This is a genomic window from Emticicia agri (genome assembly GCF_004168285.1).
Lineage (GTDB): Bacteria > Bacteroidota > Bacteroidia > Cytophagales > Spirosomataceae > Emticicia > Emticicia agri.
This window is the reverse complement of record NZ_SEWF01000086.1, coordinates 1-14203: the sequence shown is the minus strand read 5'-3', so window position 1 is coordinate 14203 and position 14203 is coordinate 1. Positions and strand designations below refer to the sequence as shown.

13 protein-coding genes are annotated in these 14203 nt (G+C 38.5%); 2 read left to right on the top strand and 11 right to left on the bottom strand.

All coding sequences use genetic code 11. The features are described 5' to 3' along the window. The 3 genes from EWM59_RS26505 to EWM59_RS26500 form a co-directional block, all read right to left on the bottom strand. Window positions 1-970: IS4 family transposase (locus EWM59_RS26505; RefSeq protein WP_165372273.1), on the bottom strand; the 970-nt coding region annotated here is incomplete at its 3' end. Continuing rightward, entirely contained in the window at window positions 967-1131 is a 165-nt protein-coding gene (locus tag EWM59_RS27915; protein ID WP_165372164.1) for a hypothetical protein, read from the bottom strand. The genes EWM59_RS27915 and EWM59_RS26505, both read right to left, overlap by 4 nt. A gap of 205 nt (window positions 1132-1336) precedes the next feature. Continuing rightward, window positions 1337-3037, bottom strand: coding sequence for an AMP-binding protein (locus EWM59_RS26500; RefSeq protein WP_130024234.1), 1701 nt, complete (start codon window positions 3035-3037; stop codon window positions 1337-1339). Window positions 3038-3360: 323 nt separating this feature from the next. Here EWM59_RS26500 and rpsA point away from each other — a divergent pair, with 323 nt between their 5' ends. After that, window positions 3361-5193: a 30S ribosomal protein S1 gene (gene rpsA / locus EWM59_RS26495; protein ID WP_229239442.1), complete on the top strand. Its 1833-nt coding sequence runs from the start codon at window positions 3361-3363 to the stop codon at window positions 5191-5193. Window positions 5194-5263: 70 nt separating this feature from the next. Here rpsA and gcvT read toward each other — a convergent pair whose 3' ends face one another. The 3 genes from gcvT to EWM59_RS26480 all read right to left on the bottom strand — a co-directional run bounded on the left by gcvT (window position 5264) and on the right by EWM59_RS26480 (window position 8992). Beyond that, a complete protein-coding gene (gene gcvT / locus EWM59_RS26490; RefSeq protein ID WP_207220069.1) occupies window positions 5264-6367 on the bottom strand; it encodes a glycine cleavage system aminomethyltransferase GcvT in 1104 nt (367 codons plus the stop codon). Between the two features lie 126 nt (window positions 6368-6493). Next, window positions 6494-7885, bottom strand: a complete 1392-nt coding sequence (locus EWM59_RS26485; RefSeq protein ID WP_130024233.1) for a hypothetical protein — start codon at window positions 7883-7885, stop codon at window positions 6494-6496. Window positions 7886-7924: 39 nt separating this feature from the next. Next, window positions 7925-8992, bottom strand: coding sequence for a hypothetical protein (locus EWM59_RS26480; RefSeq protein WP_130024232.1), 1068 nt, complete (start codon window positions 8990-8992; stop codon window positions 7925-7927). A 412-nt stretch (window positions 8993-9404) separates the two neighbouring features. On the opposite strand from EWM59_RS26480, the gene EWM59_RS26475 reads away from it, so the two are divergent. After that, complete coding sequence (locus tag EWM59_RS26475) at window positions 9405-10676, top strand: 3-deoxy-D-manno-octulosonic acid transferase (RefSeq protein WP_130024231.1); 1272 nt, start codon at window positions 9405-9407, stop codon at window positions 10674-10676. Window positions 10677-10685: 9 nt separating this feature from the next. Here the strand turns inward: EWM59_RS26475 and EWM59_RS26470 are convergent, their stop codons facing one another. From EWM59_RS26470 to EWM59_RS26450, 5 genes are all read right to left on the bottom strand, one after another. Then, complete coding sequence (locus EWM59_RS26470) at window positions 10686-11129, bottom strand: DMT family transporter (RefSeq protein WP_130024230.1); 444 nt, start codon at window positions 11127-11129, stop codon at window positions 10686-10688. Beyond that, window positions 11129-11722, bottom strand: coding sequence for a Uma2 family endonuclease (locus EWM59_RS26465; RefSeq protein ID WP_130024229.1), 594 nt, complete (start codon window positions 11720-11722; stop codon window positions 11129-11131). Before EWM59_RS26465 ends, EWM59_RS26470 begins: the two co-directional genes overlap by 1 nt. Window positions 11723-11737: 15 nt before the next feature. Next, window positions 11738-12817 carry a M20 family metallo-hydrolase gene (locus EWM59_RS26460; RefSeq protein ID WP_130024228.1) on the bottom strand — a complete coding sequence of 360 codons (1080 nt, stop codon included), beginning with the start codon at window positions 12815-12817 and terminating at the stop codon, window positions 11738-11740. A 28-nt stretch (window positions 12818-12845) separates the two neighbouring features. Then, window positions 12846-13634 carry an acetylglutamate kinase gene (argB, locus tag EWM59_RS26455; protein WP_130024227.1) on the bottom strand — a complete coding sequence of 263 codons (789 nt, stop codon included), beginning with the start codon at window positions 13632-13634 and terminating at the stop codon, window positions 12846-12848. A 19-nt stretch (window positions 13635-13653) separates the two neighbouring features. Next, on the bottom strand, window positions 13654-14203 hold a 550-nt coding region (locus EWM59_RS26450), incomplete at its 5' end, for a transposase (RefSeq protein WP_207220055.1).

Here is a 14203-nt window from a genome sequence, read left to right as displayed (position 1 = left end):
TTCTTAATAAACCAATCGCTATTAAACTCAATAGACTGATGGTATTAAAGAGTGCTTGTGGGGATTGTAATTGTCTTTGTTGGATACTACAACCCGTTTTGAGACATTTATGAAAATCTTCACAGGTAGTCCATCTGCGGGTATAGGTATCAATAATAGCTACCGCCTCTGCTAAAGTCTTTACCGGCACATTGGTAAGTATCATCCAATGGGCTAAGTCTTGTCCTTTGATAGGTTGAAGTTGCTGCAAGGTGAGTACATAAATAGGTTTAATTAAATCCTGTAAGTCAACTTTTGCAAAAGTAATCTGACACTCACATAGGTGTGCTTTGCCTTTGGCATCTAAGAGCGAACGTTCAACAATCCCACCAGGGGTTAAACTTTGCAAATAGGGCTTCAGGGTTTGAGTACTGTTTTTGAGTTTACGGTCATGTCTGCCATTGATAATAAAGAGTTGTCGATGGGTAAGTGCATAATTGAAGACCTCTGCCACATCAGCTTCTTTATCAGCTACTTGTACAACCGATATACCCGTTTTACGTCCATATTTACGGGCAAAATCAATGGCTTCAATCCATTTAGCACTCTCCTTTTCTTCAAAAGGACGCAGGTGTCTTTGATGACGTTTACCATAATCATCCCTATCTCTTTGTATGAACTCTTGGATGGGTAAGCCTAAAGGTACATAATGGTTGTCTGTCAGAATACCATTATGTATTAATACTCCATTATCGCTTCCGGTTTGAAGGTAGCCTAAATCCATCTGACGGGTAGGATAATTGCCCACTGTACTATCCTGAAACAGATAATAATATTGTTTCTTATCTGGTAAGGACTGTGTCAGAGAATACGCAATCAACCCTTTACGATAAGACTTAATAATATCCGCACAGTTAAGCTCGCTATTATTCACTAAACGATAGAGTCCTTTCAAGGCATATTGATTTTTGAAAACATGAGGAAAACTCAAGCTACTATCTGTCTTAAATAGTTCAGATTGGCAAAAAAACACCTTTTATTCAGACGTTTATCGCCAAAACGATAATGTTGCATCTGATAAGAAATCACCGATTCTATTACCATATAATATTCTGTTTTGGTCTCTATGTCAAAGAACGTAATTTTTTGCAAAAATACCCAACTTATGGGTAAGACACACCTCGGGAGAGGGAGATTTAGAGGGTGAGGAGATTTTGTGCCAAATAATATTTTGTGCGGTTTTCTTTTGAGACAGCCCCTTTTTATATTTAATTTGTGGCGCGAGCTTCCAGCTCGCGGTCGATATCGAAGACAAAATAGACAATGATACTGCGAGCTGGAAGCTCGCGCCACATTTTTACTTAGCCTCCTCTTTCAAAGCCCTGCGCAGAATTTTACCGACATTGGTTTTAGGTAATTCAGTACGGAACTCTATGTGTTTCGGGCATTTATAGCCTGTCAGATTCTGTTTGCAATAGGCTTTTACCTGTTCGGCTGTTAGTTCGGGGTCTTTCTTTACAATGAATACTTTTACGGCTTCTGTCGATTTTTCATCCGGCACACCTATACAAGCTACTTCTAATACACCCGGACAAGTGGCTACCACTTCTTCAATCTCATTCGGATAGACATTAAAGCCAGATACCAGAATCATGTCTTTCTTTCTATCCACAATCTTGAAATAGCCGTCAGTATCCATTACCCCAATATCTCCGGTCTTGAACCAATCTCTGCCTTCATCATCTTTCATCATTACTTTCGCTGTTTCATCAGGGCGGTTATAATAACCGGCCATTACTTGTGGGCCGTTGGCGCAAATCTCTCCTATTTCGCCTGCTTCTCCCCAGGTACCATCGTCTTTTAATATCCTCACTTCAGTACTCGGCCACGGCACACCGATAGTACCTATTCTGTTTTCTCCTACTAACGGATTAGAGGTCAATACAGGTGAGGTTTCAGATAAACCATATCCCTCAGCAGGCAAGTTACCAGTCATTTCTTTCCAACGGTTGGCTACTACTCCTTGTAGTGCCATACCTCCGGCAGAAGTAATCACTAACTTGCTGAAATCCACTTCTTTAATTTGCGGATGATTTAACAAACCATTATACAGGGTATTTAAACCAGTAAATACATGCGGTGGGTTCTTTTTCAAATCTTTAATGAATGCTGCTAAATCTCTTGGATTAGTGATGAGCAGGTTCATGGTGCCGGTTTTCAGAGAGGTCAGGGCATTTACCGTTAAGGCATAGATATGATACAAAGGCAAGGCTGCAACCACAACTATTTTATCATCTTTAATCTGGCCAGTCATAACACTTTGCCATACATGGTTTGCTTCTAAATTGGCTATGATATTACGGTGAGTCAGCATAGCCCCTTTTGATACGCCGGTGGTACCACCTGTATATTGAATAAAGGCTAATTCTGAATTGTCAAGTTTAGGTTTAGTCCAGTTCAGACTACTTCCTTTGCTAACGGCACTCATCAACGGCATGGCTTTTGGCAGGTTATATTCCGGCACCATTTTCTTCACGGTCTTCACTACAAAGTTCACAATCTGCTTTTTCGGGAAACCTAACATATCGCCTAACTGTGTAACAAACACGTGTTTGATAGACGTTTTACTCAGCACTTTTTCAAGGTTTGCCGCAAAGTTGGCTACAATTACAATTGCCTTTGCACCTGAATCCTTAAACTGGTGTTCCATTTCACGAGGGGTATATAGCGGATTGGTATTTACAATGATTAATCCTGCTCTTAAAGCCCCAAACATAGCTACCGGATATTGCAGACAGTTAGGCATCTGAATTACCAGACGGTCGCCTTTTTTTAAGTCTGTGCTTTGCAGATAAGCGGCAAAATCGCGCGAGTATTTATCTAATTCGCCGAATGTCATCTCTTTGCCCATGCAAGAGTATGCAGCATTATCAGCGTATTTCTTAAAGCCTTCGTCCATCAGTTCTAATAACGACGGATAGGCATCTGGGTTGATTTCATAAGGTATCCCCTCCGGATAAAATTTTAACCAGGGATACGGTTGTGTTTTAACAGGCATAACAGAAGTTTAATGTTTGTTAACAGTGAACAGGTATTGTATTTTTTAATGTAAAAATAAGACGATTTATTGAGAAGAAAAGAGAAAAAATTAAAAATATTAGGCAAGCATAATATTTTTCGGTACTTGTTACAGTTATTTTCTCTATAAAACAGGTGAATAATCACCTCTTACAGCCCTGTCAATAAATAAAAAACTTAACTCGCTAATAATAAATAAATTATGTTTGATTTTACACAGAAAAGCACTACCTTTGCAGTCCTTTTCTCAAAGGATTATTTCAAACTAATTTCGACCTAAAAGCCCGGTGGGTTGATGTACAAATGGGCGCATTAAAAATCAATATGGCACAAGTTGCAGAATTTGACTGGGACAAAGTCTCAAAAAGAGGTATCGGTAGCGGCTACTCCGCTTCTGAAAAAGCAGATCTTGAAAAACTTTACAGCGAAACACTAACAGAGGTTGCTGAGAAAGATGTAGTAATGGCTACGGTTGTGGGTATCACTGACCGTGAGATATTATTAAACATCGGTTTCAAATCAGATGGTTTGGTTTCGGTTTCTGAGTTCCGCGATTTACCTAACCTTAAAGTAGGTGATCAGGTAGAGGTTTTCATCGAAAAACAAGAAGATGCAATGGGTCAATTGGTTATCTCTCGCAAAAAAGCAAGAGTATTGACCGCTTGGAACAACATCGAAAAATCATTTACAGAAGACGCTATCATCGATGCATTCGTGAAACGTCGTACGAAAGGTGGTCTTATTGTTGACATCTACGGAATCGAGGCGTTCTTGCCAGGTTCACAAATTGACGTTAAACCAATCCGTGATTTCGATATTTTTGTTGGTAAGAAAATGGAAGTGAAGGTTGTGAAAATCAACCATACTAACGATAACGTAGTTGTATCTCACAAAATCCTTATCGAAAAAGACCTTGAAACGCAACGTCAGGTTATTCTTAATAACCTGGAGAAAGGTCAGGTATTGGAAGGTGTGGTTAAAAACATTACTAACTTCGGTGTATTCATCGACCTTGGTGGTGTTGATGGTCTCCTTCACATTACTGATATTTCGTGGGGTCGTATCAACCATCCAAACGAATTGCTTAAACTTGATCAACGCATCAAAGTGGTTGTTCTGGACTTCGACGAAGACAAAAAACGTATTTCGTTGGGTATGAAACAGCTTGAGTCTCATCCTTGGGATTCATTGGCAGAAGGATTATCAGTTGGTTCGAAAGTAAAAGGTAAGATTGTAAACATTGCAGATTACGGTGCGTTCCTTGAATTGAAACCGGGTGTTGAAGGTCTTATCCACGTTTCTGAAATGTCATGGTCACAACACTTACGTAACCCATCTGATTTCTTGAAAATCGGTGACGAAATCGAAGCAGTTGTATTGACTCTTGACCGTGATGAGCGTAAAATGTCTTTAGGCATTAAACAATTGACTGAAGATCCTTGGACAAAACAAGATTTATTGAGCAAATACGGTGTAGGTACTACTCATTCAGGTACTGTACGTAATATGACTAACTTCGGTATCTTCCTTGAATTAGAAGAAGGTATTGATGGTTTGGTACACGTTTCAGATTTATCCTGGACAAAGAAAATCAAACACCCATCTGATTTTGTGAAAGTTGGAGATTCTTTAGACGTAGTGGTATTAGAGCTTGACGTTGAAAACCGTCGTTTGGCCCTTAGCCACAAACACCTTGAAGAAAATCCTTGGGATACTTTCGAGCACATCTTCACAGTAGGTTCTGAGCACGAGTGTACAATTATCTCTAAAAATGACAAACAAGCAACACTTGAACTACCTTACGGTATTGAAGGATACGCCTTGTTGAAACATTTGGCTAAAGCTGACGGTACAGTAGCTGAAGCTGGTGAGAAATTGCCATTTCAGGTGCTTGAATTCCACAAAGAAGAGAAGAAAATCATGCTTTCTCACTCTAAAACCTGGGAAGCACCTAAGGAAGATGAGAAAAAAGATGCTAAGAAAAAAGGTGGAAAAGAAGCAACTGCTTCTTCGAACGAAGAAAAATCGACACTTGGAGACCTTGATGCCCTTGCTGCCTTGAAAGAGCAAATGGTAGAAGGTGAGAAAAAGAAACTTTCTAACAAAAAGAAAGAATCTGAATCAGTATCTGAGTAAGATAACATAAGAGTAACAAAAAAGGCTTCTCGGTGAGAAGCCTTTTTTGTTTGGGTTATGCCCTGATAGATTATACGCCGGGTTTTACAAAAGGCATTTTTGTAACCACAGCTTTCAGCAATTTCTCTCTTACTTTCACAAACACTTCTGTGCCTGCTTTTGAAAATTCAACTGGTACATAACCCATAGCAATACCTTTCTGTAAGGTAGGCGACATGGTACCGGATGTAATCTCACCTAATTTATTACCTTCAGCATCACAGATTTCATAATGTGCACGAGGAATACCTTTATCTATCATTTCAAGGCCTACTAATTTGCGTTTCAATCCGGCAGCTTTTTGGGCTTGCAGATTAGCTGAGTTGATAAAGTTTTTATTAAATTTGGTAACCCAGCCTAAACCTGCTTCTAATGGGGAAGTAGTATCAGTAATATCGTTGCCATACAAACAATAGCCCATTTCCAAACGCAATGTGTCTCTCGCACCCAAACCAATAGGTTTTATATCAAATTCGGCACCTGCTTCAAATATAGCATGCCAAAGTTCTTCGGCCTTATCGTTATCAACATATACTTCAAAACCACCTGCGCCTGTATAACCTGTGGCCGATACCAGCACAGGCTCAATTCCGGCTACTTTCCCTGACTGAAAAGTATAATAATCCATAGAAGCTAAATCTATCTCAGTCAATTTTTGTAAAGTCGGTAATGCTTTGGGTCCCTGAATAGCAAAAAGGCATGTAGTATCAGACAGATTCTTCATTGGTACATTATCTGTATTATGGCTCTGAATCCAGTCCCAGTCTTTTTCAATATTAGAGGCATTCACAACCAGGTAGTACCACTCATCAGTCAGGCGATAAACCAACAGGTCGTCCACAGCTCCCCCCTGTCTATTAGGCAGATAACTGTATTGTACTTTGCCGTCAAACAAAGCAGAAGCATCGTTGGCTGATACACGTTGGATGAGGTCAAGCGCTTTTTTTCCGGTCAACATAAACTCACCCATGTGAGATACATCAAAAACACCTACACCGTTTCGCACACAATTATGTTCTTCAATATCAGATGAATAACGGACAGGCATCAGAAAGCCTGCAAATGGCACCATTTTTCCACCTATTTTTTCATGTAAATCATTCAAAGGGATTTTCTTTATTTCTGTTGAGTCCATGTAGTTATAATATGATAAGTTATGGCACAAAAATAGATAAAATATCGGTTTATAAACTTGGGGAATAAAAAAAGTAGAAACATGTCTGCCATGTTTCTACTTTTATTTATTAAAAACCACTACTCTTTAATTAGGATTCTGGTTATTAAATTGCTCGGTAATTACCTTCCGGAGCGCCTGATGCGGACGTAATCCGTTATTCCGGTACACTTTTGGTGTTTTATCAGAATTAGAATCCTGTGCATTACGCATCTGACGTACCGAAGCACTTCTGAACTCTTCGTATTCGTCATCTGTCATTTCATTGCGGTTTGAGCTACCTTTTGATACACCATCATTAAATGAATTGATACGGCGATCCTGATCTGCTAACTTAGCATGCTCAAGCATCACAAGAATTTCTGCCGAAAGGGTTTTCTTTTCTTCCTTTAGTTCGGCTACACTTGGCAGATTGGCCAGGTCGTTTTCCAGAATATTCTTTTGTGCTGTTTGTTCTGATAATACTTTTTCAGCCGCTTTCAGTTCAGTTGTCAACTTAACATTCTTTTTACGCAAGCGTCTGATAGCAGGCCCCGATTGTAACCATCGGTACCAGTATGATTGCATCACAGGTAAGGCTATACCTAAACAGATAGCTCCTGCAATAGCAAATAAAATACCACTCAGAACAAACGACATTAACGCCCAGGGACTATTTACTAAATCAATATTCAGTTTATCATAAGCCTTCAGTTGCTCATCCATTTTCTGAATCAATGCCTGATTGTCAGAGGGCTGCGCAGAGGTCGGATCTAAAGGGGTACTGTTTACCTGCAATGCTTTTATCTGCTTATTGATACCCTCTTTCAGTTTGTCAGTTTTGTAGGCTTCATAACGGAACCAACCTAAAACAAGCATGGTGCCAATAGAGAATACCAACAAAAAGCCCTGAAAAACCCCATAAACCTTTTTGGTTTTGGCATTATAATCGGTCAGATAAGGTTGCTCTACCAGACGCTCATAGGCAGGTTTCAGCAGGATAGATAACATGGCAAGACCAATGGCAAATGCCCACGCCTCAAAAGAGTTTCGGATATTAAGTGCATAGGCCACAATTTCGTGCGATATTATCAAATCACCCGATACAAAAGCTACCCCTGCCAATAAATACAGGATACCTGCAAAAAGTGAATAAGGCGATTCTGATTTTTTACGTTTTTCGTCCAGAAAATTGATTCTTTCGGTGTTTGAGTCAATTTCTTTCTGAATATAGCCTATGTGTTGGGTTTGTGTAGTAACGGCAAGCGTATGTTCCTGCCATTTACTATAAGCCTCTTTCTGGTTTTCTTTACTTTGTTTAATGGTTTCGTCAATTTCTGCTATTTCGTCCCGTTTTTCATTAATACGGTCTTGCAACCACTCATAGCTGACATGACTTGAAAGGAAACTTTCATAAGTGCCTTTATCGACATTCTCAATACCGGTAATATACCCGTGCTGAAAATCTCCGTTATAATAATTTTCGTTTTCTTTTTCCATTCGTATTATGTTAATTTAGCTTTCATGGGTTAGACAGTACTACTCTAAAATCTTTTTGATTTGTTTGCTGGTAAGTTTTTCACGGTAGCTCCTGGCCAAATTAAATTCACTTTCAAAGAGTTTTATCATCATTTCACGTTTTTCATTCAACCGATTCAATTCGGCTTCCGGTGCTTTCAATTCATCAACTATTTTCCATTTCTGAATTCTCAGCTCGTCAATTTCATTTTTTAGCTGATTCTGCTCTGTATCCCATTCGCCTGCTTTACTTACTTTATCACTTTTTAATCTTCTGTTATTCAACCACAAACTCACATCATTTTTGGTGATGGTCAGGTTACTTAACAATAATTTTCCTGCAAACAGAAACAAAAAGAAAGTAAACAATAACAAGGCTAATGCACGTACCGTTGACTGATGTTCAAGGGCTTGTACAAATACAAAAACTGATGCGGCCAAAGGCATACCTACTTCTTCCAATACATTTTTCCATGAAATGGGCGTATCTTTTTCATGAAACAATGATTTAGGATTAAATAAGTTGAACATACCAGCCAGTAAAATACCCAAAGCAATAAAAAAGTGATTCTGTGGAAAATTCGGCTGAATAGATTCATCTATCAGGTAATAATTACCTACGCACATAGCCAAAGATAATAAAAGACCCACAATTGTACGTGGTAAATAATGATTCTCTGCCTCACGGTTTTCAAGCGTGCGGGCTTTTTCTTTTAACTCTTCAATGCGGGTTTCTTTTTGCCCGATAAAAAGATTCAGTTCATTGATTCTCTCTGACAGATTTCCGACTGTTTCTACTAAATCGGCTGTTTTATGCGCAAAATAATTACGGATAGCACCGATTTTCTCTTCCGCTTTTGATTCTGACAAACCAAAAATTACTCCCTCGTCTCTCAGGGCATCTTCGTTTTCTAACCAGAAAGGCGTCAGAGGAGTCTCTGCGGTATTTACAGGTACTTCTGTAGTAGGCGTAACAGGCTTATTTACTTCATTCTGAGGTTCTATTGCAGTGGCAGGTGCCTCGTAGTTAGGAACATCTGCGGGTATTTCAGAACGAAACCAGTTTTTTAAACGGTCGAGGAAAGACATGGGTATTAATTGGTGTTTTAATCATCTCCCCAATTTTATATGGAATAATAGCTTCTGCGGGAAATGAACTGTATCTATCTACTAAAAAATACAATAAGCATGATGGTATAACAAATATCAACCGATATAATGCCATTATAACTCTAAATTCAGAAAAATATTTTGATTTTCTTTAAATAATTGTGAAGAGAGGTGCTTACAAGGGCTATGTGGCGTTTTTTTCCTGTTTTTGTCCTATTTATTGAAGTTAATTCAGATTATTTTTATTACCTGTCAGAGGTGCGGTAAAGAGAGAATAATGGCAAAAAATTGTTGATTCTAAAGACGAAATTCGTTTAAAAGCTACTTTATCAAAGGTTTTTCGTAGGTTTGCGGCTTAAATGCCATTACTGGTTTTTAACTATATATTTGTATGTTACTCGACTTTCTTTACAACCTGTCAATCCATGCTTATGGTCTTTTGTTGAAACTTATTGCTCCTTTCAATAAGAAGGCAAAGCTTTGGGTAGAGGGTAGAGATAAACTCTTTCATAAGATAAAATCAGATGCTGAACGTCGGCAATTACGATCGAGACGTGCCAGGGTAGCATGGTTTCATTGTGCTTCTTTGGGAGAATTTGAGCAAGGCAGACCAGTAATAGAGGCTTTTCGGAAACAATATCCTGACTATAAGATTGTATTGACGTTCTTTTCACCCTCCGGCTATGAGATAAGGAAAAATTATTCAGGTGTTGATTATATCTATTATCTACCTGCCGATACCCCTGAAAATGCAAAGATGTTCGTAAAGATAATTGAGCCTGCTATTGCCTTTTTTGTAAAGTATGAATTCTGGAAAAATTATCTGACCGAACTGGAAAAGTGTAAGGTACCTGTAATTCTGTTCTCGGCCATTTTTAGACCTGAACAGGTATTTTTTAAGTTTTATGGTGGTTTTTATCGGGAACTTCTTCATAAATTCAACCATATTTTAGTACAGAATGAAAGTTCTTCAGACTTACTCAAAAGCATTGATATAAACAATGCCACACTAGCAGGCGATACCCGTTTTGACCGTGTGAAACAGATTGTAGATAACCGAAAGGCTATTCAGGTAGTAGAACAGTTCAAGAACGGGCATCAGATATTTATAATTGGCTCGGCATGGCAGACTGATATGGATGTGCTGATTCCGTTAATGAATGAACTGAAAGACGATACTAAATTTATTGTTGCCCCGCATGAAATTCATGATGCAGAGATTGACATCTGGCGGAAGCAGTTAACCGCTAAATCGGTGCTGTTTTCAGATACTGACGAAGTGAAAGATTTGGCCTCTTATGAGGTATTATTTATAGATAATATTGGTATGCTTTCTTCTTTGTACCAATATGCCGAATATGCTTTTATCGGGGGCTCGTTTGGTAAAGGGCTGCACAATATATTAGAAGCGGCTACTTTTGGTATGCCTGTTTTCTTTGGTAATCAATCGTATCAGAAATTTCAGGAAGCCAACGAACTGATTCATTTAGGTGGTGCTTTTCCGGTAGAAAATATGGAAGAGTTGAAAACCTTGTATCAAAGGCTAAAAGCTGATGAAAAGAAAAGAGCAAAGGCTGCTGATATATGTAGCAATTATGTATTAAGCAACGTAGGCGCTACCCGCAAAATAATGGAAGTGGTAGAAACCATAGTAAAGAAGTAACTTCCTATATTAATTCTTCACTATCATATATACGCCTATCACAGTTACTACCCCACCAATAATACGCATCAGACTGATAGGGTGTACTTTAAAACCCAATAGTCCAAAATGGTCGAGCGTCATGGCAGTCAATAACTGACCTGCTACGATTAAGGCAAGCATATTAGCCGAACCAATTTTCTGAATACTCAGAATAACCGTAGTTACAAAGAAAGCCCCCAGCAGCCCGCCTGTCCATTTCCACCAGGCTACCGATTTAAGCGTCGCCAGCGAGGGAATAGGCTCTCTGAAAAAGGGAGTAATCAGAATCAGGGTTATTAAGCCAATACAGAATGAAATAATGGCCGAATAAATCGGATTCTGAATAGATTTGCGGAGTTCGGCATTCACACCTGACTGAATACTATTGGCAACTCCGCAAAGGATAGCGAAAAAGTAAAAAATGATATTCATTAATGATTATTTGATTCTTCGGTAGAGTCAAAAATGATGTTATTGTAAGTTTTAACTAAAGACAATGTTATGTTCAGTTTCTCTAAATTGATAGTCTGACTAAGCTCTACAACGTCTTCATATTGCCATTGAAAGTCATTCAGACGACTATATAATTCAATTCTTACCTCATTCTGCGAAACCAACATATAATACTGAACAGAACGAATAGACTTATATTGCCTTAACTTGAAATCATGGTCGTATTGGGTAGTTGAGTCAGATAATACTTCAATTATCAAACTTGGCTGACGAATAAAAAATTCTTGTTTTAAATCATCGGCATCACAAGTGAGCATTACATCCGGGTATAGATAGCAATTTTCTTTAATTGTCTCCAACTTTACACTTTCAGTAAAAATATCCCAACCTCTCTTTCTGACTATTGGCAGTAAATTATTGGCAATATTTCCTATAATCCTATTATGATTTAAGGTTGAACTCTCTAATTCAAAAAATTTACCCTTATAATACTCATGTCTTAGGTTGCTGATTTCTTCTAATTCAAAATATTCTTCTACCGAATAATATTTTTTTAAATCAGCCTGTCCCATAAATATGACTTAGATTTAAAGAATTACCTTTTCTAACATTTTGATATATAACTGAACACCCTCTACAATTTCATCAATATGCACATACTCGTCTGCCGTATGTGAGCGAGCCGAATCACCCGGCCCCATTTTTAACGACGGGCAATCTAATAAAGCCTGGTCGGAAGTGGTAGGTGAGCCATAAGTGTTACGCCCCATTGAGATACCAGCCTGCACAATCGGGTGCTCCATCGGAATACTTGAGGGACGCAAGCGAATCGAGCGCGGAATTACCTCACTGCTGATGTTCTTTTTAACTGTTTCAATAATTTCTTCCAAAGTATATTGTTCCGTTACCCGAATATCAACCGTAAACTTGCAGGTATCAGGCACTACATTATGTTGGGTTCCGGCATTGATAATCGTAACCGTCATTTTAATTGGCCCAAGGTTTTCAGATACTTTCGGGAATTGGTGCGTCTGAAACCAGTTTATATCCTGAATGGCCTTATAAATGGCATTCTCGCCCTCGTTTCTTGCCGCATGACCCGATTTGCCATGTGCAATACAATCTAATACCAGAAGCCCCTTTTCGGCTACTGCGAGGTGCATCTGTGTAGGTTCGCCTACAATGGCAAAAGAAATTTCCGGCAATTCGGGTGCTACCATTTCAAGCCCCTCACGTCCCGAAATTTCCTCTTCGGCTGTGGCCGCAATAATCACATTATATGTTAAATCGTTGCGATAGTAAAAATAGCAGAAAGTGGCAATTAATGATACCAGACATCCGCCAGCATCATTACTGCCCAAGCCATAGAGCTTACCGTCTTTCAACAAAGGATTGAAAGGATTCAATGTCCATGAAGGATTAGGTTTAACTGTATCATGGTGAGAATTGAGTAAAACAGTAGGCTTGTTGGCATCAAAGTATTTATTCTTTGCCCATATATTGTTTTTCTTTCTGCGATAAGGAATATTCCTTTCACGGAAAAATTCTTCGATAATAGCGGCTGTTTCATCTTCCTGCTTACTAAAAGATTCAGTCTGAATTAAATCTTTCAGTAATTCAATCGCATCATTTGTCAGTGTCTCAACCAAATCAGAATTTTGAATCATATTATAATAGAATGTTGTTGATGCAAAGTTAAAGAATAATTTGTGTTCCGCTTTGTCCTTGGGCTACTGCTTGTTGTAATTCATCGGCATGACAGATAATTACTTTAGACACACCCTTTTGCAAAGCTGCAAAGGCATTATCTAATTTCGGAATCATGCCTGCATTAATTGTCCCGTTAGCTTTATAGTTTGTATAGCTGACAGGGGTTAAAGTCGGAATTACCGAGTCATTATCTTCCGGGTCTGAAAGTACACCTTTTTTCTCAAAGCAGTAAATCAGATTTACATCAAAATGATTGGCCATTGCTACCGCCACCGACGATGCCTGCGTATCAGCATTGGTATTTAAAATATTCCCCTCTTTATCAAAAGTAAGCGGCGCAAAAACCGGAGTCAGACGATTATCAATAAAATTTTTTATAATAGCATCGTTTACTTTTTCTACATCTCCAACATAACCATAATCAATTTCTCTGACAGGGCGTTTTTTAGCCAGTATTACGCCTGCATCGGCACCTGTCAGCCCTATAGCATTACAATCTAAAGCCTGTAATTGTGCTACAATCTGTTTATTCACTAAACCCCCATATACCATCGTTACTACTTCTAACATCGGTAAATCAGTAATGCGGCGGCCCTCTACCATTTTGGTTTCAACGTCAAGTTTAACGGCTATTTTAGTGGCAATTTTGCCACCGCCGTGAATTAAGGCTTTGGCATCAGCCAATGCCGAGAAGTCTTTCAGAAACTGTGTTAATGCACGTGGATTATCTATGACATTCCCACCGATTTTTATAATGTTAAGTTTTTGCTTCATTTATTGGTTATAATGTGAATCAAGGATTAAAAATAAATAGACAAATGGCAGCAGTTATTCTACCTAAACAATGCGACCATAGAGCATTAGCAGAACGTACCTTTGAAGCATTTTGAATATCTGTTTTGCTAATGAGCCACTTAAAGAAAGATTCAATAGGTTGCCTAACAGAGCTAATATACTTAGAAAATAGGCTATCATCCGATTGTAGATATTGTTGTCTTTTTTTCAATTTTATAGGCGTTAAAACGACCGTGTTATTTTTAGAAAGTTGTTGGTTGAATTTTTCTGAACTATATGCTTTATCACCGACCACAATTTGATTTTTTAATTGGCAAATCATGGGTTTTATAGCTGTTAAATCATTCACACTGGCAGGCGTAAAATCAAAAAAGTTAGGTTTAGGTATTTTTTCAAATCTGTCCTTACCTATCAAATGGAGCTTTACTCCATGATAAAATTGTTTTTTTGCATCGCAATAACCCTTATCTGCTATCTCAGATGCTACTTTAGCTGTATAAGGGTGTTTGGAAAGCATGATAGGCAATGAATCCACCAAAGATACATTA

Excerpts from the sequence above, each read along its gene's own strand:
- argB (WP_130024227.1), bottom strand. The coding sequence starts at position 13,634 with ATGAAGCAAAAACTTAACATTATAAAAATCGGTGGGAATGTCATAGAT.
- EWM59_RS26460 (WP_130024228.1), bottom strand. The coding sequence starts at position 12,817 with ATGATTCAAAATTCTGATTTGGTTGAGACACTGACAAATGATGCGATT.
- EWM59_RS26465 (WP_130024229.1), bottom strand. The coding sequence starts at position 11,722 with ATGGGACAGGCTGATTTAAAAAAATATTATTCGGTAGAAGAATATTTT.
- gcvT (WP_207220069.1), bottom strand. The coding sequence starts at position 6,367 with ATGGACTCAACAGAAATAAAGAAAATCCCTTTGAATGATTTACATGAA.
- EWM59_RS26480 (WP_130024232.1), bottom strand. The coding sequence starts at position 8,992 with ATGTCTTTCCTCGACCGTTTAAAAAACTGGTTTCGTTCTGAAATACCC.
- EWM59_RS26470 (WP_130024230.1), bottom strand. The coding sequence starts at position 11,129 with ATGAATATCATTTTTTACTTTTTCGCTATCCTTTGCGGAGTTGCCAAT.
- EWM59_RS26500 (WP_130024234.1), bottom strand. The coding sequence starts at position 3,037 with ATGCCTGTTAAAACACAACCGTATCCCTGGTTAAAATTTTATCCGGAG.
- EWM59_RS26475 (WP_130024231.1), top strand. The coding sequence starts at position 9,405 with ATGTTACTCGACTTTCTTTACAACCTGTCAATCCATGCTTATGGTCTT.
- EWM59_RS26485 (WP_130024233.1), bottom strand. The coding sequence starts at position 7,885 with ATGGAAAAAGAAAACGAAAATTATTATAACGGAGATTTTCAGCACGGG.
- rpsA (WP_229239442.1), top strand. The coding sequence starts at position 3,361 with ATGGGCGCATTAAAAATCAATATGGCACAAGTTGCAGAATTTGACTGG.